Origin of the sequence: Erythrobacter ani (assembly GCF_019204025.1) — a bacterium.
Lineage (GTDB): Bacteria > Pseudomonadota > Alphaproteobacteria > Sphingomonadales > Sphingomonadaceae > Erythrobacter > Erythrobacter ani.
The window spans coordinates 613,604-634,526 of record NZ_JAGSPB010000001.1 but is presented as its reverse complement, the minus strand read 5'-3'; the positions used below and the strand labels follow the sequence as shown (position 1 = coordinate 634,526).

Below are 20,923 nucleotides of genomic sequence, written 5' to 3'. Positions count from 1 at the left end.
TACGACGCGTCTTCGGTTTTGGCTGGGGTCCGGGTGATTGCCGAGCACCGCGCATCGGCGAGCGACATTCTGATTGCAGGCGCTATGGGCGGCGGTTTTGGAGGCTTTATTGGCCGAAAAGGAGTGATCAACGCGCTGAAACCTCTCTCGAACAAGACTAAGGGAAGGATCGGCGAGGGACTGTCCTATTTGAAACATCGCGCCTTAGGCCGGCGTCCAATGGGAGATCACAAGAAGCGCATTAGGGGGTACACGGCACGCTCAGATTGGAGGTTCGAGATTGGCGGGCGCACTCGCTATATCGAATCAAAGTTTGGAACGAGTGATCTGACAAAGGCGCAGCGGCGCGCGAGAGATGGCTTGGGAGACGATTATTTAGTCGAGCGTCGGACTTACGACTGGTTTGGCAACTTGGGCTCGCGGATTGGTGGCGCCATAGGTATTGCCGATTGCAGAGGGAGGCATAGAGATTGTGCATGCCAATGATCTGGCTTTCCAAACTCCTCATTCCCGAGGGCCGGTCTGAACGTCTCTACAGAGATTTGAGAGACACAGTGAAGGCCGAGATAATTCCGGCTCTAGAACAAGCAGGATTCGCTCAGGGCGAAAATCCGATGTGTCCCAAACCATCAGCCAGGACAAAGGTCTACAATCCGCACGGGCTCTTTCGTCGAGGCCGAGCAGGGCATGATGATTTGATAGAGATCGTTTACGATGATTGGAGCTATCCAGAATTCTATCTTATTCTCGGAGTTGCTCCATACGAGGGCGTGATCGTCTGGGGCAAGCCGTTTCCCTACGAGCGAATGGGCACCTCCGAGAGCCCCGAACTCTTCTCGCTCTCGTCGTCAGTACGCTCCTTTCGTCCGTTTCTTTTGCTTTGGCCCTTCCAAGATGAGCGCAACATTCCGAGAGTGGTCGACCACGCAGTCAAATTGCTGCCTCAAGTATTTGATTGGTTTGACAACGGCGTCGTGGGCCCAAATCTGTTTGGAGGTAGGAACGATGACTCAGTGGACAGGGCGCTAGATGATACCAAGAGCTAATCATCATCGGCCGTCGTTCGACATAAGTCTGAGTGACCGTGTGCGGGTGAATAAGCCGACGGGCACGCCGCACTTCGTCTACGACGCGTCTCTGGTATTGGTTGGGGCCGGGTGATTGCGGAATATGGTTCCTCGGCGAGCGATGTGAAGGCCGAGTTCATCTGGGCGCTCCCGCCTGCTGCGAACGACAATTCCCCCTTCGGCGGCGGGGATCATATTGCGGGCTACGCTCCGCTGGCGATGGTGGCGGAGAATGCATCAAGCCAGCTCGAGCTGTACTGGGTGCACGGCAATCATCTCGGCGTGCCGACCGTCACGACCAACGCGCAGGGACAGGTGGTCACTCCCGGCAACGCCTTCCTGCGCCCCGGCTTCCCGGGCCAGAGCCAGGTGCTGAGCGACCTCTACTACAACCGCGCGCGGGATTACGACCCGGTGACGGGCCGGTACATCCAGGCGGACCCGATTGGGCTGGGGGGAGGGGCTAACCCTTACCTCTATGCGAACGGCGATCCGGTAAATTTGATCGATCCGCTTGGCTTGTTCGATCTCCGCGGTGCAGCTGGTTATGTGCCTGTCCTGGGCTCCGGTCTTGATGCATATGAAGCTTACAATTGTGGAAACTACGGTTGGGCGGCATTTCACGCCGGATTGGCTTTAGTCGACGCGACTGGAGGCGGAGCGCTGGTTAAGGGGGCTCTTGTTGGTGGTTTTAAGTTGAGCCAGCGCGCGGCGGTCAAGGCCGCTTACAAGAATGTGCCGAACTGGGATGCCATGAGGAAGCGACTTCAGAGACGTGGAGTGATACCAGTCAATTCCCGCCCCCTAAATCGTAATTCCCACACGGTGGACCACGTGATATTCAAGCAAGAAGGCAACTGGCCAAGCTGGCTTTTGAACCATCCGGCAAACCTGCAACCCGGAGTTCCTCTTGGTGAAAACTCCAGGCGTCGCAATATGAGTCGGCTACAGCAAGCGCGCTACTACCCTCGCTGGATGAAGGCTGGTACAGCCGGGATTGTCAGTTACGCTGTCGGCTCGACTTCCAGCGGTGGTACTAAATGTGATTGCCGCTAAGCATGTTTGATGAACCGTTCATCACTGCTCTTGGAGATCAGCTAGTTCCTGATGATAACAGGACGTTTTTTTTAGTCGCAAAAGTCTCACGAGAAGGCGAGCTTCTTGTCAACGTGAATGAAAATGGAACTGCAGATCTGCGTTGGGTGATCGATAGAAACGGTCAGTTTTTCGAAATGAACTCTTTGGGCATTTTGCCCAAGACTATACCGCAAAGATTAGGCATCACCCGTCAGAAAGAGCGCTTCAGAATTGGCGCTCCGCGAGCGATCAAAGTGAGAGAGCTGAAGTCGCTTTTTGCGAATACAAGAGACCGCTTCGCGGAGGCCCCTTTCGCCGCTCAGGCCAAGCGTTTTCTCCGCGACTTTCCTGAGGAGCGCGTAATTGATGCGGATGTCATGAATGTCTTGCTTGGCGAGGAAGAATGGTGACCCCAGACTTTAAACGCAAAACCATATTGTCACAGTGGCATTGGGACGCACCCGCTATCGAGACCCATTACGGACGGGGCCGCCTTGCGACCTACGACCGGACCAATATCGGGGCGCAGAGCTACACCTATAACGGGCTTGGCGACTGGGTGCGGATTCATGGCGACGATAAGCTTCCGAGCAACAAGAAAGACAGATGACGCCTCCCGCCAAGCCCCCACATGATCGTAAACTCGGATTGGTTAGCTCCTCGGGCGTTACGGCCTCGGGCGCTCCAATTCGTCACCCTATTGGTAGCTTTGAGGCGCTAGGGGTAATCCGAGGCGAGATCGAAGAAGTAATGATAAAATCTGGTTTTCTTGACTGTGCTCCTTTTTCATGGGTGACCCTCGCGATTCTTTTTGAGAACCAAGAAGGTCGAGGGACAGAGTTCTATCGTGTAAATCGTAAATACGGTGATTTGCCATTGACTGTTAAACTAAATATTGAAAGATTTAGTGGTCTGGATGGCGAGGACGTGAAGGCAGCACTTCGATCAATTGTGATAAAAGCGCTGATCGAAGCGGGGGAGAAATTTCAGCGACCTACAGACGCGCTTAAGCGGCTCCAGGAGTTACCACAGACAGGCAAGGCTTGAAAGCACATGAGTATCGGGGCGCAGAGCTACACCTATAATGGGCTTGGCGACCGGGTGCGGGTGGATAAGCCGACGGGCACCCGGCCCTTCGTTTACGATGCGTCTCTGGTGTTGGCTGGGGGCCGGGTGATAGCGGAATATGGTTCGTCGGCACGCGACGTGAAGGCGGAGTTCATCCGGGCGCTGCCGCCTGCCCGCCAGAGTTCAACCAGCACAAATCTCAACCGTTCATACTTTGAGGGAAGGACGTTTCAGCAATGCGCTTAATTTCAGGATCGCTTTTGGTCGCTTCGTCGCTGCTCGCTGTGAGCCAGGCACAGGCTCAGCAGTGCGTCGTCCCGCACACCCTCGTGAACGGGCAGGTTGCCGACGCGACCGAGGTGATGGACAATTTCAACGCTGTGGCCGCATGCGTCGAAAATACAACCACTCATGAAGGCACGCCCAATGCCGGCGAGATCGCCGTCTTCGATAGCGCAACCGGCATCACTGGCGGAAATTTGACCGGAGATGTGACGACATCCGGATCGACCGCCACTACGCTAACGGATACGGGGGTCGTTCCGGGCAGCTACGCCAGCCCCAACATCATCGTCGACAGCAAGGGGCGCATCACATCGGCGACCAATAGCAGCGGCGGGGGTGGCGGCGGAGGCGGCTCGTTTTATGAGGCCCCTCCGAGAGACATTCCTTCACTTGCGAATTTCACCTGGCTCAATCAGGGCAGCAGCGTGGCGGCCGATACCGGCAACGGCCTGGTGATGACGGCCGATGTTGACGGTGAGATCCACGGTCTGATGCAAGCTGCGCCGACGTCGTCGACCTACGATGTCTTTATGCGAGTAGATCAGACTGCTGGATACACTAACATCTCGACATCCTATTATTCCTATCCGCTCATTCTTCTCAGGAATTCTCAATCCGGTAGACTGCTGAATGTCTATCTGGGGCATTACCGATCCTCCAGAGACCGCACATGGGTTACCGGAATACGGCGTTGGGCCACCCCGACCTCTTATTCGGCGGAAGGCGTCCCAGCAAGGTACCTCGCGGGCAACACGCGATGGGTCAGAGTTAATGTCAGCGGCGATACAGTGACCCTTTTCGTGAGTCCAAACGGATACCACTGGATCGAGATTGGGGCCGAGAGCATATCGGCTTTCTTAACCGCCTCCGGCGGAAGTCTTGATGAAATCGGGTTTGGTCTGATGGCTGGCTCCGCGTCTTTCTCTACCGCTGTCTTCCAGCAGTTCGGAACCAATCCGCCCTGATATTCAGCGTCGAGATCATGTCATCCACTTGCTGGGAGAACACCATTTTTCAGTGCTACAAGGCATTGCCATAAGCGAGAGGGAGTTTGCTGATGCGAGTATTCGTTTTCCCGGTCTTGATATTCAGCTCCTTGCCCGTGATGAGCTCAGCGTCGCCACAGCAATGCATGCTTCCTCACACGCTGACCAACTTAAGCGCCGAAGCATGTAGCACTACAAGCTGGACGAAGATTGGATGCTGTTTTACCGCAGTCGGGGCTAACCCGCCTTTGCCCACAGCAGGATACGCATCGTGCTGTCGGCAAAGCGCACCGACGGCACGAACAACATAGTGGCCCTCGATGAAGTAAGAGCATTCATTCGCGGTTTCTAGGGACAGTGATGGTGAGCCTCGAAAACACAATGACTGGCAAGCCCACGCTATCTTTTCCGCATCCGTATGGGCCGTTCATCGGCCACAAAGTGCCAAATGACATCTCTTGAATCCGCACTGGGCTGGATTGTTGGGGTAGTCACCGGTCCGTTGGTGACAGCTTTCCTGACGCTTGGAATTGCGTTCGCGGCATTTCGGATGTTGAATGGAGAAATCTCGTTCAAGCGCGCAGGCTTGGTGGTCGCCGGCAGTTTCCTGCTCATTGCCTCAGGTGAGATTGCTCAGTCATTCATGGAGTTTGTTCCGCGAGGAGAGGCGGCCTTGCCAGCGCCAGCGCAAGCAATTGAGCATAGCCCCTTGCCTGAGCGCAATGTTGAAACCAATCAGAACAGCAATCCCTTTGATCCGTATTCGGGCACTTAGCATCGGAACGCGATCAATCCGGTGATCATCCAACCGGGTCGGCACAAATCCAGGTCAATCAAATGTCATAGATAACAAGTCGCGGCATACTGCACGCAGCGCTGTGGTCGCGTTCCATGAGCGATCGGGCATAACCATCGGCTTGAGTGTCATAGGCTAGGTTCTTCGCCTTGACCTATGTGAGTACGCCAAACCTCATGTGCTGCTCTTCTACCCACCCCGGTATGTAATAAAATGGTTCCATTTGATGGTCTGGTATACGTCAATGCGCCGATCCAAAGGCCCAGAATTACTGAGGCCCTCGTGGTAATATCTTCAGCTCTGGGAAAAGAGTAATGGTGCGGTCGAGAAGACTCGAACTTCCACGGGCGTTAGCCCACAACGACCTCAACGTTGCGCGTCTACCAGTTCCGCCACGACCGCACTCAGGTATTCAGGGCCGCGAAGAATACGCTGCCCCTGGTAGGAGCGCGCCCGTAGCAAGGGGTGTCGCGGGGCGCAAGAGCTTTGCTGCGTGGTTACGCAGAACTTGCCCGAATTTACCTGAACTGGCTGGCGCTTGCCGAGCGTTTAGTTGGGCGCCCAGCCGATCTCTACGACCTTTGCCGCCGCTGGAACGTCCGAGATCGCTTCCGTGACGTTCAGGCTCTCGCCAGGCGTGAGCTCCCGTTTGGCTGGGACGATCGGCCAGGTGCCGACTTGCCGGTCGCGCTCGTCGCTGAACACGACCAATAACGACGGGACCGAGACGGTGTCGCGGCCTGCATTTGTGATCGTGCCCCGTACGCGAAAGATCTCGGTCCCTGTCTCGAGCTCTTCGGTCCGTTGCTGGTCCGCCGGAAATTCGAGTGTCAGATCGGGTTTTCCGATGCCGAAGGTCGGCTGGTTGACGGGAAGCCAACTGGGCAGACCGTAATAATTCACCGCGAAAACCGTTCCCGTGGCGAGCAGGGCGAATATAGCCGCAGCGATCGTCCACATTTTGAGCGGGTTGCGACGCGCGCTGAATGGCGGCGCATAATCGAATTGCGAGGAGTCATCATCGTAATCGTGATCGTCGAACGCTTCTTCGACCGGGTCGTCGTGAGTGTACTCTTCCTCGTAAGATTCGGCCTCGGACGCAGCTTCGGCCTCTTCGTAGTGATCTTGTGCGCTCTCTTCGCGTTTGAGAGCGCTTGCCGCGATGCCGCCTGCAACCGGGTCGGCAGGATGCACGCCCTGCGCGGCGCGATCGTCGGTCCGCCAGAAACTGATCGATGGTGCAGGTTCGGTGCCATCGGTCGCGGCCGGTGTCTCGGGCTCAGGCTCCGGTGGCTCTTGCTCGTGAACGGGCGGCGGGGGTGGAGCTGGGGGCGGCGCAGCAGGTGCAGGGTCTTCCGATGCGCTGCGTTCGGGCCTTATGCTCGATCGATCCTCGGCTTCGGCAGGGCGATCAGGCAGATCGATCGGCTCGCCATCCTGAAACCAGCTGTGCTTGCACTTGGCGCAGCGAACCGTGCGACCCTCGATACCGATAGCGGTATCCGGCACGACGTACCGCGTTGAGCAGGCAGGGCAGGATATAATCATCGCCCGCTTGGCATTAATGATGGGCCGTAACTCTACAAGGGTCCGGACGCGCTCAGCCCGCAATTGAGCGCCTTTTTCCACATTGATGCATCAAAATTGCGCTTTCAGGTGCGCAAACCCACATGTTAGTTGCCATGAACCGCTTCCACCTGCCGAACGCCACTGTTAAGCCCGCGCGATGAGCGACAGCCCGAACGAGATCGTGAAATTCGACAATGTCGGGCTGCGCTATGGCACCGATCCGGAGGTGCTCAGCGACTTGAGCTTCACTCTCCATCCGGGCAGTTTCTATTTCCTGACGGGTGCCAGCGGGGCTGGCAAGACGAGCCTGCTCAAGCTGCTTTACCTGATGCAGCGACCATCGCGCGGGGCCATTCGAATGTTCGGCCGGGACATGATTACCTTGCCGCGCGAGCGACTGCCCGATTTCCGGCGTCGGCTGGGCGTCGTGTTCCAGGATTTCCGGCTGGTGCAGCATCTCTCCGCATTCGACAATGTCGCGCTCCCGCTGAGGCTTTCGGGCGCAACTGAGGGCAAGGTGATGAAGGCCGTGTCGGATATGCTCGAATGGGTCGGCCTGACGCACCGTGCGCAGGCCGTGCCGGCGACCATGTCCGGAGGAGAGCAGCAAAGGGTGGCCATCGCGCGCGCTGTTATCGCGCGCCCGCGCATGCTGATCGCCGACGAGCCGACCGGCAATGTGGATCCGGACATGGCGCTCAAGCTGCTGCGTTTGTTCGAGGCGCTGAACAACCGGGTGGGAACGACAGTCGTGGTCGCCACGCACGATGTCCACCTGCTGAAGAAAGTGCCGGAATCGCTCATCATGCGGCTGCAGAAGGGCCGGCTGTCCGACCCTACCGGCGCATTGCGGTTTCCCCCGCGGACAGAACCGGGCAGGGTGCATCAACCCCGGAAGAGCGCCCCGTGAGCCTCCCCCCGCTTCCCGAGCAGTCGAAATCCCAGATCGCGAAGCCACCAGCCCGCGATGGCGAAACCAGCATTTCGGGCGCGCTTGCTGCAAAGCTGCTACCCCAGACGCGTTTCGGCGGCCCGATCCCGTGGGTCATCGCGATCCTGATCGCGCTCGTCGTGGTCTCCGCAGCAGGGGGTCTGTCGCTGCGAAACCTTGCCGATAGCGCGCGCGCCGACCTGTCCGATGCGGTCACGATCCAGATCACGGAGGCAGATGCTGCGCGCCGAGCGCGCCTCACCCGCGCTGCGGCCGATGTGATGACAGAGCAGCCGCTGGTCACATCCGTACGAGTGGTACCCGAAGAAGAATTGATCGCGCTCATCGAGCCGTGGCTGGGGTCAGCGGCGCAAAGTGACGAAGTGCCGATCCCGGCCCTGATCGATGTCGAGTTGAGCCGCAGTGTCACGGGGGCCGATATTGCCGAGCTCGAGAGCGCGCTGGAAGCGGTCGTTCCCGAAGCGCGGATCGATGCGCAGTCCGACTGGCTTCGCCCGGTCTACGATGCGCTTTCCGCCCTGCAATATCTTGCTCTGGCGCTCATCGCGCTCGTCGCCCTCGCCACGGCCGCGGCGGTTTGGCTTGCCGCGCGCAGTGCTTTTTCAAATCACGAGGACACCGTCGAGATACTTCACTTGCTCGGCGCGACGGATGCGCAGGTGACGCGCATCTTTCAGCGATCCGTCCTGAGGGATGCCGCTTTTGGGGCGACAATCGGCCTCTTCGTAGGCGTCGGCGCCGTTTGGCTGCTGAGCCAGCAGTTCTCGGCCCTGAACAGCGGGATGATCGGCGGAGGTGCACTCGGATGGCAAGACTGGGTTGTAATCGCCCTGGTCCCGGTCGCCGGCGTCCTGCTCGCGCTTGTGACCGGACGGATCACAATTAAGCTTGCTCTCAGGTCGATGTTATAAGACTGGACCATGGTGTTTCGAAGAGCGATTTCTGCGGTTGTCTTGGTGTGGGCGCTGGGCTTCGTCTGGTTTGCTTTCGCGCTGCCCGAGCCTGCGGACGGGATTGCGACCGATGCTGTGGTCGTTCCGACCGGCGGGGAGGGCCGCATCGCCCAAGGTCTTGCCGTTCTCAATGACGGGCTGGCCGAACGCATGCTGGTAAGCGGGGTCGACCGTGAGGTGACGCCGGGCGAATTCGCGGCCGAGTTCGAAGTCGATGAAAGGCAGCTGGAGTGCTGCATCACCCTTGGATTTTCGGCCGTCGATACGCGCAGCAATGCAGCGGAAACGGCGCAATGGGTCGAGGATAACGGAGTGCGCACGCTTAGGCTCGTCACGACCGACTGGCACATGCGCCGCGCCGCGGGCGAATTGTCGCGCGCATTGCCGTCCAGCGTCGAAGTCGTCCGCGATGCCGTGCCCTCGGAGCCAAGCTTCGCCAGTCTTTTCCTTGAATATCATAAGCTGCTCGCAAGCTGGGTGGCCGGGCTTATCGGGTTTTGAAAACTCTTCTCGCAATCCTGCGCAGCCTGCTGTTCTACCCGCTGTTCTACGGGTTCTCTGCGATCCTGGTCGTGGCGTCCGTCCTTGCGATCCCATTTGGACGCGAGCGGCTGAAAGGCGTCGTGGCGCTTTGGGGCGTGTGGCATCGATGGTGCGTTTGCAGTCTGCTTGGCATCACGATCAGGCAAGAGGGCGAGATCCCCGACGAGCCGGTGTTGATCGCGGTCAAGCATGAAAGCTTTTTCGAAGCGATCGACATGCCGCGCCTGTTCAGCTTCCCCACTGTGTTCGCCAAGCGCGAGCTCTTCATGATCCCCGGTTGGGGGTATTCCGCGAAGGTTTATGGCCTCGTGCCCGTAGCACGCGATGGCGGGGCGCGTTCCCTCCGGCAAATGATTGCCAATGCACGCCAGCGCGTCAGCGAAGGGCGTCCGCTGGTGATTTTTCCCGAAGGTACACGCGTGCCTCACGGCGAGAAACCGCCGCTCCAATCGGGCTTTGCGGGGATTTACAAATTGCTTGGTCTGCCGGTCGTGCCGATCGCCGTGAACAGTGGGCCGCTCTATCACCGCTTCGACAAGCGGCCGGGCACAATCACCTACCGCGTCGGCGAAACCATACCTTCGGGGCTGTCACGCGGCGAAATCGAAGAGCGCGTGCATACGGCAATCAACGCACTGAATTAGCGCTCTTTCGCCTCAGCTATGGTCCTCGCGCCCGAAATCTGGGCGGTCGTCATCCTGCCCCTCTTCGATTACCTGCCGGCGGATTGCGCGGGTCCGGCTGAAAAGGTCGTGCAGTGTATCACCATCGCCAGAGCGGATGGCGCGTTGCAGCGCCGTCAGGTCTTCGCTGAACCGCCCGAGCATTTCCAGCACGGCGGATTTGTTTGACAGGAAGACATCGCGCCACATCACCGGATCGGATGCGGCGATGCGGGTGAAGTCGCGGAAGCCGCCGGCAGAATACTTGATGACCTCGCTGCGCGTTACCTCTTCCAGATCGCTGGCTGTCCCGACGATCGTGAAAGCAATGAGGTGCGGGATGTGGCTCGTCACGGCCAGTACGAGGTCGTGATGCTCGGCATCCATGATTTCGACATTCGCGCCGAGTTTTGTCCAGAACGCGCTGACTGCCTCGACCGCATGGGGATCGGCGTCAGCGCCCGGCGTGAGGATACACCAACGGTTGGTGAAGAGGCTGGAAAACCCTGCTTCCGGCCCACTCTGCTCGGTGCCCGCAACCGGGTGGGCAGGGATGATTGTACGCCCGGGAAGAGCGGCGGCCAATGCATTGCCGACGCTCTGCTTCGACGAACCGACATCGCTTACGATCGCACCGCCTGGAAGAGCATCGGCGAAGGATCGGGCGGCCTCCTCCATCGCGCCGACCGGTACGCAGAGAATGACCAAATCGGCCGCGCGCACAGCTTCATCGGCGGTCTCGCACACATTGGCCACAAGGCCGCGCGCCTTCGCCGCATCGCGGACGCCTGCGTCGGAATCGTATCCTGCCGTGCTTATGCCAGCAGCATGTTCCCGAATGGCGAGACCAATCGAACCGCCGAGCAGACCGAGTCCGATAATGGCGACTTTGCGGATCACGCAGGTTCTCCGCACAGCTCGCGAAGAACCGCAATCACGCGGTCCATGTCGTCGCTTTTCCCGATGGTGATCCTGAGCGCGTGGTTGAGACCGGGTTCGGGCAGGTGCCTTACAGCGTAACCTGCGTCTGCAATGGCTTGCAGGGCGGTTTCGGCAGACACCTCACCCTTGAATTCGACGAGCAGGAAATTCGCCTCGCTCGGCACCGATGAAAGCCCGTGATTGCCGAGCGCAGCGACCGCGTCTTTTAGGCGCGATCTTTCCGCGCGGTTGTGCGCGCGGCTGCGCTCGACGAAAGCTTGGTCACCCAGTGCGGCCAGCGCCGCTTTCTGGCCGCTTGCAGTCACGTTGAAAGGCCCGCGAATGCGGTTCAGTGTTTCGATTAGACGGGGCGCGCCGGTCGCCCAGCCAACACGCTCTGCAGCGAGGCCGTAAATCTTCGAGAACGTGCGCGTCACGAGAACATTCTCGTTGGCGGCAGCGAGCTCGAAACCGACCTGTTGCATCGCCGGGTCCAGATACTCGCAATACGCCTCGTCGATCACCAGCAATACATCTGTCGGTAGACCCGCGTGCAGACGCCGAACCGCCTCGGGCGCAATCCAGGTGCCGGTCGGGTTGTTGGGGTTGGCCAGGAACACCACCCTTGTCCGATCCGTGACCGCACCGAGAAGCGCATCGACATCGGCTGCGAATTCCCGGTCGGTGGCTTCTACGGGCGTCGCCCCGCAGCGCCTGGCCGCGATATCGTAGACCGAGAACGAATGGCGGCTGAACAGCACCTCGTCACCCTGACCGGCGAACCCCTGCGCGGCGAGGTTCAGCAGTTCGTCCGATCCCGTGCCGCAGACGATCCGGTCCGCATCTAGACTGTAGAGCTCGGCGATCCTTTCGCGCAGCGCAGCCGAGGCAGGGTCGGGATAGGTTGCCGCTTCGGTCCGAGCTCTCGCGAGCGCCTCAAGCGCAGCCGGGCTGGTCCCGAGCGGGTTCTCGTTCGCCGATAGCTTGACCAGCGCGCGGCCGTCGCTCGCGGTGGACTTGCCCGGCACGTAGGCGTGTATTCCGAGGATCCAGGGTTTGGGCGTGGGAAGTGTCGACATGAGGGCCGCGGCGATAACCGCTTCACCCGGATTAGAACAGTGTAATTGACACAGACCGACCTCTCGCCCAATTCGCACGGCCAATGAATAGCGGTGCTGCCTCGAACATATACGCAATCCCGGACGACCTGCCACTCGACAGCGGGCAGGTCCTTTCGGGGGCGCAGATCGCTTACGAAACCTACGGCGACCTTGCGGCGGACAGGTCGAACGCCATTCTCATTTGCCACGCGCTGACGGGCGATCAATACGTCGCGAGCGAGCATCCGATAACGGGCAAGTCCGGTTGGTGGGAACGCATGGTTGGACCGGGTAAGCCGATCGACACGAACCGCCATCACGTGATTTGCGCCAACGTGATCGGCAGCTGCATGGGCTCGACCGGTCCGGCAAGCGAGGCTGCCGATGGCACGGCTTACGCGATGCGGTTTCCGGTCATTACCATCCGCGACATGGTGCGCGGATTGGTCGCATTGCTCGATGGACTGGGCATTGAAAAACTGCACGCGGTTGTCGGCGGTTCGATGGGCGGGATGCAGGCGTTGAGCCTGGCTGCCAATTGGCCGAGCCGCGCCAAGCGGGTGCTCGTCATCGCATCGACTGCAAGACATTCAGCGCAGAATATCGCGTTCCACGAGGTCGGGCGGCAGGCGATCATGGCCGATCCCGCGTGGGCCGATGGTGATTATTATTCGACCCGGGCATCGCCCGACAACGGTCTTGCCGTCGCGCGCATGGCGGCGCACATCACGTATCTGTCCGAGGAAGGACTGACCGAGAAATTCGGTCGGCGGCTGCAGGACCGGCCCGACGGGACGAGGGGTGCAAAGAGCTTCGGCTTCGATGCCGATTTCCAGGTCGAGAGTTACCTGAGATATCAGGGCAGCGGCTTCACGCAGCGCTTCGATGCCAATTCCTATCTCTATATCACCCGGGCGATGGATTATTTCGATCTGGCAGAGGAGCATGGCGGGAAGCTCGCGAACGCCTTCCACGGAACGAGCGCGCGGTTCTGTCTCGTCAGTTTCGATACGGACTGGCTCTATCCGACAGCAGAAAGCCGCCACATCGTCCATGCACTCAATGCCGCCGGGGCAAAGGTCAGCTTCGTCGAGCTGAGCGCGCCCAACGGACATGATAGCTTCCTGCTTGAACACGAGCAGCTTGACCGCGTTGTTCAGGGCTTCATTGAATGAGCCTGCGCCCAGACCTTGCTGCCATCGCGGCGCATGTCACGCCCGGTACGCGGGTGCTTGATATCGGCTGCGGCGACGGCGCGCTAATGGCGGAGCTCGAACGCGTGAGCGATGTCGATGCGCGCGGCATGGAACTCGATGCAGCGCTGGTGGAACGCTGCGTCGCTCGCGGGCTTTCGGTGGTACAGGGCGATGCGAACACCGACCTTGCGAACTATCCGGACAAGGCGTTCGATTACGCGATCCTCAGCCAGACCCTGCAGACTGCAACGCGGCCCGACCTGATCCTCGATGAGCTGCTCCGTGTGGGCGAGAAGGCGTTCGTCAGCTTTCCGAACTTTGCGCATTGGCGCACCCGCGCCGCGCTGATGTTCGGCGGCCGGATGCCGGTGACGCGGGCACTCCCGGTGAGCTGGTTCGAAACGACCAACATCCACCACGTCACGATCGACGATTTTCGCGAACTGGCCCGCGCGAAGGGGGCCCGTATCGAATGCGCTTGGTATTTCGCGCATGAAAACGAAATCGGCGCGCTAGCTGCAAACTTGCGCGCCGAATTCGCCGTTTTTCAATTGTCGCGCTAGAACCTAGCCGCGGTTGATGCCGCACACCTTGTGGCCGTCGGGGTCGAGGAAGTAGCACAGATTCATCGTACCCATCGTGCTCTCACGCGGACCGGGAGGATCTTCCACGCTCGTCCCGCCATTGGCGATAGCCACGTCGTGAAGCTTCGTGACCTGCTCAAGACTGTCGCACTGGAAACCGATGGTAAAACCATTTGCGCAGTTCGCCTCTTCGCCATTGATCGGCTCGCTGATCGAAAAGGTGTGGCCGCCGTGCATGTAGAACAGCCGGGTGTGCCCGGTATCGTTCACATGCACCATCGGTTCGCCTGCGCCGAGTACACCGAGAACGGCGTTATAGAAAGCTTTGGAGCGTTCGATGTTGTTGCTGCCGATCATCACGTGGCTAATCATGGGCGGGTTTCTCCTCGTTTGAATGAAGCGCCTGCGTAAGCGAGGTGTACCTTTGCGGCAAGGGCGGTGATCGGTAGTGGGCCGTTCACTTTCGCTGTGATAGGACCTGCACCATGCTCACTCACGTTCTTGGCGCAGCGCTCCTCGCCGTCAGCATTCAACATTCATCGCCCGCAGCTTCGGCGGCCGCGCCCAGGCTTTCCCAGGACAGCCCCAGCCTTTCCCAGGGCAGCCCCAGCCTTTCCCAGGACAGCAAGGCGCTGCTGAGATGCTCCGCCGCATTCGCGGTTGTTTCGCACGGTCAATCGATCGGCAACGAAGCCGCGCTCAAATGGCCCAAGCTCGATGCGCGAGGGCGCGAATTCTTCGTCCGCTCGCTGGCTCAGCTGATGGATGAAACCGGGCTAGACCGCGATGGCATCTCGCAATTGGTCAGCGCCGAAGCCCAGCAATTGTGGGACGATGGCGAGATCAAGGCGGTCATGCCGGCCTGCCTTGTCATGCTGGAAGCATCGGGCGTCTGAAAACTTCTCCCGCCCCACTGCACGGCGATGGATTTCCGCTGCGTTTTCATGCATTGGGTTAACCGTAATGTGGAAGCTCTACCAATTCCCCCTTTGCCCATTCAGCCGCAAGATCAGATTGCTGATGGGCGAGAAGAACATTGCCTATGAATTGGTGCGCGAGGATCCGTGGACGGCTTCGGATTTTTTCTTCAACCTCAATCCCGCAGGCCGCACGCCAGTTCTCGTGAACGATGACAAAGGAGTGGTCATCGCAGACAGCCGCGCGATCGGTGAATATCTCGAAGAGACCGTTGACCGCGCGCCAATGATCAACGGCACTGCGACAGGTCGCGCCGAAATCCGGCGGCTGACCGCATTGTTCGACGAGAATTTCTACACCGACGTCACCGCGCCGCTGTTGTCCGAGCGCATGAAAAAGCGGATCGTCCTGCGCCAGCCGCCCGATAGCCGCGCATTGCGCGAGGCGATGAAGATGGCGCACGGTCATCTCGACTACATGGACTGGCTCATTGACAACCGCCCATGGCTCGCCGGGTCGACGATGAGCATGGCAGACCTTGCCGCAGCCGCGCAGATCAGCGTTGCCGACTATCTTGGCGGGATCGATTGGACCGGACACGAGCAAACGCGGGGCTGGTACGCGGTTTTCAAGAGCCGCCCGAGCTTCCGCCCGCTGCTGACCGAGCGCATGGACGTCATCAAGCCGCCGGCGCATTATGCGCTGGTCGATGGCTAGGGTTGGAACCACCAATCCGCCGCACCATTTAAGGGTGCGATGGAGAACGATATGAGTGATGATCCAAAAGCCCTGACCGATGCCGAATGGCGCGAAAAGCTGACGCCCGAGCAGTATCGTGTCCTGCGAGAAGCCGGGACGGAGCGCGCATTCACCGGCGAGTACGACAAGCATTACGAAGAAGGCGAATACACCTGCGCCGGATGTGGCACCGTCCTTTTCGAAAGTAATGCCAAATACAACAGCGGATGCGGCTGGCCTGCCTTCACGAAACCTGCCGAGGACGAAACGGTCGAGGAGAAACGCGACGTTTCGTTCGGGATGATCCGCACGGAGGTTCTCTGCGCCAAATGTGGCGGGCACCTCGGCCATGTGTTCCCCGACGGCCCGCCCGCCGAGGGCGGCATGCGCTATTGCATTAACTCTGCTGCGCTCAATTTCGACAAGGATGATTGAAGCCGGACTGTCCTGAAACCGGGGTTTAACTGGGCGGACGGTGTTCACGGGCGGTTACAACTTGCCTAAGCAAAGCGGGCAAGGCGGTTTTCATTGCATGGACAGATAATTCAGCATGTCGAAACGGGGTGACCGATTGCAGAACAAGGGCAAGCGCGGCTCCCGCCGTGCGGCAGCCGAGCGCGCGTCGTCGGGATCGCCTGCAAAAAAGCGCAAAAGCAGCCGCAAGGCTGGTGAGCAATCCTGGTTCTGGCGCTGGACGAAGCGGGCCGTCTTGTGGGGAGGCGCCGCTGCTGTTCTCGGCGCGATCTTCCTCGCGTTCGCTGTGGGTTTTGCGGCGCGCTCCATTCCCAGCTTTTATCAGCTGAAATCGACGCAGAACGCGCAAACGATCCTCGTCAGGGCACGCGACGGGAGCGAAATCGTCGAACTCGGCCCGAGCTTTGGCGAGTGGCTCGACTTCGACGAAATTCCGTCGAACATGAAAAACGCGATGATCGCGGTTGAGGACAAGCGATATTATTCGCATTTCGGGATCGATCCATACCGGCTTACCGGAGCGATCGTCGAAGGTTTTACAGGCGATGACCGGATCGGCGGCACCTCCACCATCAGTCAGCAGCTCGCGCGCAATATCTTCTTGAATTCGAACCGCACGTTCGACCGCAAGGCGCGCGAGGCCGTGCTTGCCATGGCGCTGGAATGGAAGTTCTCGAAGGAGCAGATCCTCGAACTCTACCTCAACAAGGTGTATTTCGGCGGCGGAGCGTACGGTGTCGACAGCGCGAGCCGCACATTCTTCAGCCACCCGGCGACCGACCTGAGCGTGGCCGAGGCCTCGATCATCGCAGGCCTGGTCAAGGCCCCGAGCCGATATTCGCCCACTGCCAACGTCGATGCTGCCGTCGCGCGCGCGCGAACGGTCCTGCGGCTGATGCAGGAACAGGGATACATCACCGCGCGCCAAGCGTCGGTCAATGTCGATACGGTGGAGCTGAAACAGCAATCCGGCCAGAACTCCGTGCGCTACTTCACCGACTGGGCGCTGCCGCAGCTCGACATCCTGCTTCCCGAAACCTTTGCACCAATCGAGGTGTGGACCACCCTGGATGTGGGGATGCAGCGGGCAGCAACGGCCTCGATCGAATCCAATACCCCGGATGGCGCCCAAGGGGCGATGGTAAGCATGGATCGGGACGGCGCGATCCTGGCTCTCGTGGGCGGTACCGATTACGTCGAGACGAACTTCAACCGGGCGACCGCTGCAATGCGGCAGCCGGGATCATCGTGGAAGCTGTTCGTCTATCTCGCTGCGCTGGAGGCCGGCTACACCCCGGATGACCGGGTGGTCGATACGCCGGTGACGATCGACGGCTGGAGCCCGCGCAATTCCAATGGGCGCAATGTCGGTGAGACCAACCTGCGTTCGGCCTTTGCCTATTCGATTAACACTATTGCCGCCCAGCTGGGCAACGAAGTCGGTTTCGGCACCGTCGCGTCGATGGCTCGCCGATTTGGCGTGAGTTCGCCGGTATCCACCTTCCCGTCGATGGTGCTGGGGTCGTCGGAGGTTCGCCTGATCGAAATGACCCGCGCATTCGCGACTGTTTCCGCGAGGGGAGAAGGCATCGAACCCTATGGCATAACCAAGGTGGCGACCGCTGACGGAGAGTTGATTTACGAACGTGAAAAGCCGCGCACGAACATCATCGTCGCCGACTATGTCGTGGCGGGCATCACAGACCTCCTGCAATCGGCGGTCCAGACCGGCACGGGACGAGCAGCGCAAATCGGAAGGCCCGTGGCGGGCAAGACCGGTACGACCAGTTCGAACAAGGATGGCTGGTTTGTCGGCTTTTCTTCTGGAATTACCACCGGCGTCTGGATGGGCCGGGACGATGCGCAGCCCGTTTCAGGGCTGCAAGGTGGGCGGGCTCCGGCGCGCGCGTTCGCTGCCTATATGCGATATGCGGTAAAAGACCGGGCAGTCGAGCAGTTCGACACCGATTTGAACCTGCCTGAATGGCGGTTGGAGCCGGATGATGAATATTTGTTTGGCGATCCCGACGACTATTACTTCATCGACGAGGACGGCAATCTTATCGAGCCGGGCCAGCGCGACCCGTCGAACAATCCGTTCGGCGTCGATGGCGAACTGCGCGACCCTCGGTTGGACCAGGGTGAAATCGAGACTCCCACGATCGATCCGCCGCCAGCGGTGAGCGAGGATTTCCTTGAGCGTGCCACCGGCGGCGCACTGCCCGGAGGCGATGCGGAACCCGCGCAGCCGGATCGCGAACGCTCCCCATCGCCGCAGCAGCGATCATCGGCCACCGTTTCGGAAGGGGTGCGGATCATCAGACCGCGTCGAGCCGCCGAAGAACGCGCATCGTCCGACTGAGTGCAAACGATAAGGGGCACCGCAACATCGCATCGCAGCGCCCCTTATCCGGTTAAAACAGATCGCTCCCGCTCAGCGGGCGATTATATTATCGCAGACGAATAGGCAGGAAGCGTGGCGGCTGGCCGCGGCGCTGGACCCGCAGTAGTACCGCATCGCGTCCTTCGCTCTCCGCAGAGGCGATAGCAGCGCGCAGGTCATCGACTGTCGCAACGCCGTTATATTGCGCGGACAAGATGATGTCGCCGCGGCGAAGCCCCTTGCGTCCGGCATCCGAATTCTGATCGACCTGGCCGATCACCAGCCCGACAGTGTCCTCTTCCACGCCCAGGGAGCGCGCGATCTGCGGCGTAATGGCTAGCACCTGCAACCCAAGCTTCTCGGCAATTTCGGTATCCATATCCTCAGGTGCCATTGGCTCCTCGGATTCGGGATCGAAGGTCTGCTGGCGCTCCTGGATTTCCTGTTCGGTGGGCCGGCGACCCAAAGTCGCGTTGACCGTCAATTCGCGGCCATCGCGCAGGACGGAAATCGGGATGCTGGCACCCGGTTCCAGATTGGCGACGAGGAAAGAAACCGTCTGTTGCGAAGTGACTTCATTGCCGTCGATGGCGGTCACAATATCGCCCGGGCGGAGGCCCGCGAGATCGGCGGCGCTATCATCCTGGACGTTCTGGATGATCTCGCCGCGATTGCGCGGAAGGCCGAGCGAGTCGGCAAAGTCATCGCTGATCGGCTCGAGACCGACACCCAGGAACCCGCGCTCGATCTCCAGCCCTTCCTTGAGCTGGTCGACGATTGGAGCCGCGATTTCCGCAGGGATGGCAAAGCCGATGCCGACGCTGCCGCCCGATGGCGAGAAGATCGCATTGTTGATGCCGATTACATTGCCCTGCATGTCGAACAGCGGGCCGCCCGAATTGCCGCGATTGATGCTCGCATCGGTCTGGATGTAACGGTCATACGCGCCGCCCTGTCCGGTATTGCGATAAACCGCAGAGACGATGCCGCTGGTGACCGTGCCGCCGAGGCCGAATGGGTTGCCGATTGCGACCACCCATTCGCCAACACGCGTTTGCGCGGAATCGCCGAAGCGAACGAACGGAAAGGTTCGGTCGGCATTGATCTTCAGCACCGCCAGATCGGATGCGGCATCGGCGCCGACGAGCTCGGCTTCGTATTCCGTACCGTCGGGGAAGGTGACGGTGATCTCTTCCAGTGTCGCGCGATTGTTCGGTGCCACGACGTGGTTGTTGGTCACGACGAATCCGTCAGCGGAAATGATAAAGCCGCTGCCCAGCGACTGGGCTTCACGGGTCTGGGGCTGCTGTTGCTGCTGTGCCTGTCCCCGGCGTCGATTAAACAATTCGGCAAAGGGCGTCCCGGCAAAGGGATTGCGGGTCACTTCGACCCGCTGGCGGGTGGCGATGTTCACGACCGCTGGCTGAAGCTGCGCCGTCAGGTCGGCGAAGCTGGCAGGCGCACCGGCTTGCGGCACGACATTTCTCATCACGCTGGAATCGTTTTGTGCCACCTGCGCGCCAGCGGGTTGTCCGGTCATCAGCGAAACCGCTGCGCCTCCAACCAGAAGAGCGCTCGTCAATCCATAAACATACCGCACGTTGTTCACGTCCTCTTTTTCCTCTTTTCAGGACCGGTAACGAGCGAACTTTCCCGCGTGTCCCGGCCTCAGGCCTGTCTAGTCTTACGTGTCCACAATGCGCCTGGACGCACTTAACCGCGATTGAACACGGCTGTAGCCGGTAGTCCCATGTCAACGGTTCGTCGGACGCCGCAATAAAGTTACGTCGAGCGCGCGATCCGCCGCACCGAAATTAGCGCTGCCCCCTGAACTGACGCAGATATTCGTTTTCCGGAGAAAGGATAATCGAGCTCTCGCCGCGTCCTTCGCCTCTGGCAAAGCTCTGTTCGTAGCTCTGCATGGCGCGGTAAAAATCGTAGAAATTCCCGTCCTTGCCGAAAGCCTCAGCGTATATCCGGGCGGCTTCGGCGTCGGCTTCGGCGCGGATGATCCGCGCGTCGCGCGTGCCCTGCGCCCGGATCGTACGGGCTTCGCGCTCGCGGTCCGATTCCATTCGCTGGAATGCCGATTCAAGCGGGCGTCCTTCGGGAAGGTCGGTACGCTTGATCTGCACATCGATCACTTCGGCACCGTATTGGCGGGCCTCGCGGTCGAGGTTTTCGCGGACATTGGCCAGCGCGCTTCCGCGCTCTGCCGTCAGCATTGCGGCGAAAGTCCGGCGCCCGAGCTCCTGGCGCAGCGCTGAGTTGAGGATCGGCTCGAGCGCGACGCGGACACCTTCTGTCGTGCCGGCGCGTTCCACCATGCGGATCGGATCGACGATGCGGAACCGCGCATAGGCGTTGACGAGCAGGCGCTGCTGATCGTTCGAAAGGACTTCTTCATCGGTCATCTCGAGATCGAGCACGCGCTTTTCGATCGTGCGAACAGATTCGATGATGGGTACGCGGAAATACAATCCCGCTTCGCTCTGTCCGCTCGGCGTATTGACCGTGCGCACAGGCTCACCGGTGCGCACCACAACGATCTGCTCTTCTTCGTTCACGACATAGGCGCTCATCAAGAAGCCTATGACTGCGAGCGCGACGAGAATGACCGCCCAGCGATAATTGGTCCAGAGAGCTTCCAT

Annotated in this window: 24 protein-coding genes and 1 tRNA gene; 18 read left to right on the top strand and 7 right to left on the bottom strand. The window is 60.0% G+C overall.

The window, feature by feature from the left end; genetic code table 11:
* The first annotated feature begins 476 nt into the window (after positions 1-476).
* The 8 genes from KCG45_RS03045 (at position 477) to KCG45_RS03010 (ending at position 5,258) form a co-directional block, all read left to right on the top strand.
* A complete protein-coding gene (locus tag KCG45_RS03045; RefSeq protein ID WP_218315638.1) occupies positions 477-1,046 on the top strand; it encodes a hypothetical protein in 570 nt (189 codons plus the stop codon).
* Between the two features lie 111 nt (positions 1,047-1,157).
* Positions 1,158-2,123, top strand: coding sequence for an RHS repeat-associated core domain-containing protein (locus KCG45_RS03040; RefSeq protein ID WP_369410717.1), 966 nt, complete (start codon positions 1,158-1,160; stop codon positions 2,121-2,123).
* A gap of 2 nt (positions 2,124-2,125) precedes the next feature.
* Positions 2,126-2,554, top strand: a complete 429-nt coding sequence (locus KCG45_RS03035) for a hypothetical protein (protein ID WP_218315637.1) — start codon at positions 2,126-2,128, stop codon at positions 2,552-2,554.
* Complete coding sequence (locus KCG45_RS03030) at positions 2,548-2,754, top strand: hypothetical protein (RefSeq protein ID WP_218315636.1); 207 nt, start codon at positions 2,548-2,550, stop codon at positions 2,752-2,754. Before KCG45_RS03035 ends, KCG45_RS03030 begins: the two co-directional genes overlap by 7 nt.
* Positions 2,751-3,191, top strand: a complete 441-nt coding sequence (locus KCG45_RS03025) for an Imm39 family immunity protein (protein WP_218315635.1) — start codon at positions 2,751-2,753, stop codon at positions 3,189-3,191. Before KCG45_RS03030 ends, KCG45_RS03025 begins: the two co-directional genes overlap by 4 nt.
* A 6-nt stretch (positions 3,192-3,197) precedes the next feature.
* Positions 3,198-3,458 carry a hypothetical protein gene (locus KCG45_RS03020; protein ID WP_218315634.1) on the top strand — a complete coding sequence of 87 codons (261 nt, stop codon included), beginning with the start codon at positions 3,198-3,200 and terminating at the stop codon, positions 3,456-3,458.
* Complete coding sequence (locus KCG45_RS03015) at positions 3,449-4,462, top strand: hypothetical protein (RefSeq protein ID WP_218315633.1); 1,014 nt, start codon at positions 3,449-3,451, stop codon at positions 4,460-4,462. The genes KCG45_RS03020 and KCG45_RS03015 overlap by 10 nt, the downstream gene beginning before the upstream one ends.
* Positions 4,463-4,931: 469 nt before the next feature.
* Positions 4,932-5,258 carry a TrbC/VirB2 family protein gene (locus KCG45_RS03010; RefSeq protein WP_218315632.1) on the top strand — a complete coding sequence of 109 codons (327 nt, stop codon included), beginning with the start codon at positions 4,932-4,934 and terminating at the stop codon, positions 5,256-5,258.
* A gap of 336 nt (positions 5,259-5,594) precedes the next feature.
* Here KCG45_RS03010 and KCG45_RS03005 read toward each other — a convergent pair.
* Together KCG45_RS03005 and KCG45_RS03000 are read right to left on the bottom strand one after the other, a co-directional pair.
* Positions 5,595-5,681 (bottom strand) — tRNA-Leu (locus KCG45_RS03005).
* A gap of 147 nt (positions 5,682-5,828) precedes the next feature.
* Positions 5,829-6,788 carry an MJ0042-type zinc finger domain-containing protein gene (locus tag KCG45_RS03000; RefSeq protein WP_439648898.1) on the bottom strand — a complete coding sequence of 320 codons (960 nt, stop codon included), beginning with the start codon at positions 6,786-6,788 and terminating at the stop codon, positions 5,829-5,831.
* 217 nt (positions 6,789-7,005) lie between these two features.
* Between KCG45_RS03000 and ftsE the strand changes: the two genes are divergently transcribed.
* From ftsE to KCG45_RS02980, 4 genes are read left to right on the top strand one after another with little or no spacing between them, the layout of a single operon-like run.
* A complete protein-coding gene (gene ftsE, locus KCG45_RS02995) occupies positions 7,006-7,758 on the top strand; it encodes a cell division ATP-binding protein FtsE (protein WP_218315630.1) in 753 nt (250 codons plus the stop codon).
* The gene (locus KCG45_RS02990) at positions 7,755-8,711 is read left to right on the top strand and encodes a cell division protein FtsX (RefSeq protein WP_369410716.1); all 957 of its coding nucleotides are present in this window, start codon (positions 7,755-7,757) and stop codon (positions 8,709-8,711) included. Before ftsE ends, KCG45_RS02990 begins: the two co-directional genes overlap by 4 nt.
* 12 nt (positions 8,712-8,723) lie before the next feature.
* Complete coding sequence (locus KCG45_RS02985; RefSeq protein WP_218316384.1) at positions 8,724-9,254, top strand: YdcF family protein; 531 nt, start codon at positions 8,724-8,726, stop codon at positions 9,252-9,254.
* Positions 9,251-9,940 (top strand): lysophospholipid acyltransferase family protein, encoded by a 690-nt coding sequence (locus tag KCG45_RS02980; RefSeq protein ID WP_218315629.1) that lies wholly within the window; start codon positions 9,251-9,253, stop codon positions 9,938-9,940. The genes KCG45_RS02985 and KCG45_RS02980 overlap by 4 nt, the downstream gene beginning before the upstream one ends.
* Before the next feature lie 12 nt (positions 9,941-9,952).
* On the opposite strand, the gene KCG45_RS02975 is transcribed toward KCG45_RS02980, so the two are convergent.
* Both KCG45_RS02975 and hisC read right to left on the bottom strand, forming a co-directional pair.
* Positions 9,953-10,858 (bottom strand): prephenate/arogenate dehydrogenase family protein, encoded by a 906-nt coding sequence (locus KCG45_RS02975; protein ID WP_218315628.1) that lies wholly within the window; start codon positions 10,856-10,858, stop codon positions 9,953-9,955.
* On the bottom strand, positions 10,855-11,958 hold the full coding sequence (gene hisC / locus KCG45_RS02970) for a histidinol-phosphate transaminase (protein ID WP_218315627.1): 1,104 nt from the start codon (positions 11,956-11,958) through the stop codon (positions 10,855-10,857). The genes KCG45_RS02975 and hisC overlap by 4 nt, the downstream gene beginning before the upstream one ends.
* An 83-nt stretch (positions 11,959-12,041) precedes the next feature.
* Between hisC and metX the strand changes: the two genes are divergently transcribed.
* A complete protein-coding gene (gene metX, locus KCG45_RS02965) occupies positions 12,042-13,154 on the top strand; it encodes a homoserine O-acetyltransferase MetX (RefSeq protein ID WP_218315626.1) in 1,113 nt (370 codons plus the stop codon).
* On the top strand, positions 13,151-13,738 hold the full coding sequence (gene metW / locus KCG45_RS02960; protein ID WP_218315625.1) for a methionine biosynthesis protein MetW: 588 nt from the start codon (positions 13,151-13,153) through the stop codon (positions 13,736-13,738). The genes metX and metW overlap by 4 nt, the downstream gene beginning before the upstream one ends.
* 3 nt (positions 13,739-13,741) lie before the next feature.
* Here metW and KCG45_RS02955 read toward each other — a convergent pair whose 3' ends face one another.
* Entirely contained in the window at positions 13,742-14,131 is a 390-nt protein-coding gene (locus tag KCG45_RS02955; protein ID WP_218315624.1) for a VOC family protein, read from the bottom strand.
* 113 nt (positions 14,132-14,244) lie between these two features.
* Here KCG45_RS02955 and KCG45_RS02950 point away from each other — a divergent pair, with 113 nt between their 5' ends.
* The 4 genes from KCG45_RS02950 to KCG45_RS02935 all read left to right on the top strand — a co-directional run bounded on the left by KCG45_RS02950 (position 14,245) and on the right by KCG45_RS02935 (position 18,251).
* Positions 14,245-14,655 (top strand): hypothetical protein, encoded by a 411-nt coding sequence (locus KCG45_RS02950; RefSeq protein WP_218315623.1) that lies wholly within the window; start codon positions 14,245-14,247, stop codon positions 14,653-14,655.
* A gap of 67 nt (positions 14,656-14,722) precedes the next feature.
* On the top strand, positions 14,723-15,394 hold the full coding sequence (locus KCG45_RS02945; protein WP_218315622.1) for a glutathione S-transferase family protein: 672 nt from the start codon (positions 14,723-14,725) through the stop codon (positions 15,392-15,394).
* Between the two features lie 51 nt (positions 15,395-15,445).
* Positions 15,446-15,850 carry a peptide-methionine (R)-S-oxide reductase MsrB gene (gene msrB, locus KCG45_RS02940; RefSeq protein WP_218315621.1) on the top strand — a complete coding sequence of 135 codons (405 nt, stop codon included), beginning with the start codon at positions 15,446-15,448 and terminating at the stop codon, positions 15,848-15,850.
* Between the two features lie 115 nt (positions 15,851-15,965).
* Positions 15,966-18,251, top strand: a complete 2,286-nt coding sequence (locus KCG45_RS02935; protein ID WP_218315620.1) for a transglycosylase domain-containing protein — start codon at positions 15,966-15,968, stop codon at positions 18,249-18,251.
* Between the two features lie 88 nt (positions 18,252-18,339).
* Here KCG45_RS02935 and KCG45_RS02930 read toward each other — a convergent pair whose 3' ends face one another.
* Both KCG45_RS02930 and hflC read right to left on the bottom strand, forming a co-directional pair.
* Positions 18,340-19,881, bottom strand: a complete 1,542-nt coding sequence (locus KCG45_RS02930) for a Do family serine endopeptidase (protein WP_369410715.1) — start codon at positions 19,879-19,881, stop codon at positions 18,340-18,342.
* 205 nt (positions 19,882-20,086) lie between these two features.
* A complete protein-coding gene (hflC, locus tag KCG45_RS02925) occupies positions 20,087-20,923 on the bottom strand; it encodes a protease modulator HflC (protein WP_218315619.1) in 837 nt (278 codons plus the stop codon).

Bases quoted from the DNA above. Each gene is read 5' to 3' on its own strand.
- hflC (WP_218315619.1), bottom strand. From the start codon at position 20,923: ATGGAAGCTCTCTGGACCAATTATCGCTGGGCGGTCATTCTCGTCGCG.
- KCG45_RS03045 (WP_218315638.1), top strand. From the start codon at position 477: ATGCCAATGATCTGGCTTTCCAAACTCCTCATTCCCGAGGGCCGGTCT.
- hisC (WP_218315627.1), bottom strand. From the start codon at position 11,958: ATGTCGACACTTCCCACGCCCAAACCCTGGATCCTCGGAATACACGCC.
- KCG45_RS02955 (WP_218315624.1), bottom strand. From the start codon at position 14,131: ATGATTAGCCACGTGATGATCGGCAGCAACAACATCGAACGCTCCAAA.
- msrB (WP_218315621.1), top strand. From the start codon at position 15,446: ATGAGTGATGATCCAAAAGCCCTGACCGATGCCGAATGGCGCGAAAAG.
- KCG45_RS03015 (WP_218315633.1), top strand. From the start codon at position 3,449: ATGCGCTTAATTTCAGGATCGCTTTTGGTCGCTTCGTCGCTGCTCGCT.
- KCG45_RS02935 (WP_218315620.1), top strand. From the start codon at position 15,966: ATGTCGAAACGGGGTGACCGATTGCAGAACAAGGGCAAGCGCGGCTCC.
- ftsE (WP_218315630.1), top strand. From the start codon at position 7,006: ATGAGCGACAGCCCGAACGAGATCGTGAAATTCGACAATGTCGGGCTG.
- metW (WP_218315625.1), top strand. From the start codon at position 13,151: ATGAGCCTGCGCCCAGACCTTGCTGCCATCGCGGCGCATGTCACGCCC.
- KCG45_RS03025 (WP_218315635.1), top strand. From the start codon at position 2,751: ATGACGCCTCCCGCCAAGCCCCCACATGATCGTAAACTCGGATTGGTT.
- KCG45_RS03030 (WP_218315636.1), top strand. From the start codon at position 2,548: ATGGTGACCCCAGACTTTAAACGCAAAACCATATTGTCACAGTGGCAT.
- KCG45_RS03010 (WP_218315632.1), top strand. From the start codon at position 4,932: ATGACATCTCTTGAATCCGCACTGGGCTGGATTGTTGGGGTAGTCACC.
- metX (WP_218315626.1), top strand. From the start codon at position 12,042: ATGAATAGCGGTGCTGCCTCGAACATATACGCAATCCCGGACGACCTG.
- KCG45_RS03020 (WP_218315634.1), top strand. From the start codon at position 3,198: ATGAGTATCGGGGCGCAGAGCTACACCTATAATGGGCTTGGCGACCGG.
- KCG45_RS03035 (WP_218315637.1), top strand. From the start codon at position 2,126: ATGTTTGATGAACCGTTCATCACTGCTCTTGGAGATCAGCTAGTTCCT.
- KCG45_RS02950 (WP_218315623.1), top strand. From the start codon at position 14,245: ATGCTCACTCACGTTCTTGGCGCAGCGCTCCTCGCCGTCAGCATTCAA.
- KCG45_RS02945 (WP_218315622.1), top strand. From the start codon at position 14,723: ATGTGGAAGCTCTACCAATTCCCCCTTTGCCCATTCAGCCGCAAGATC.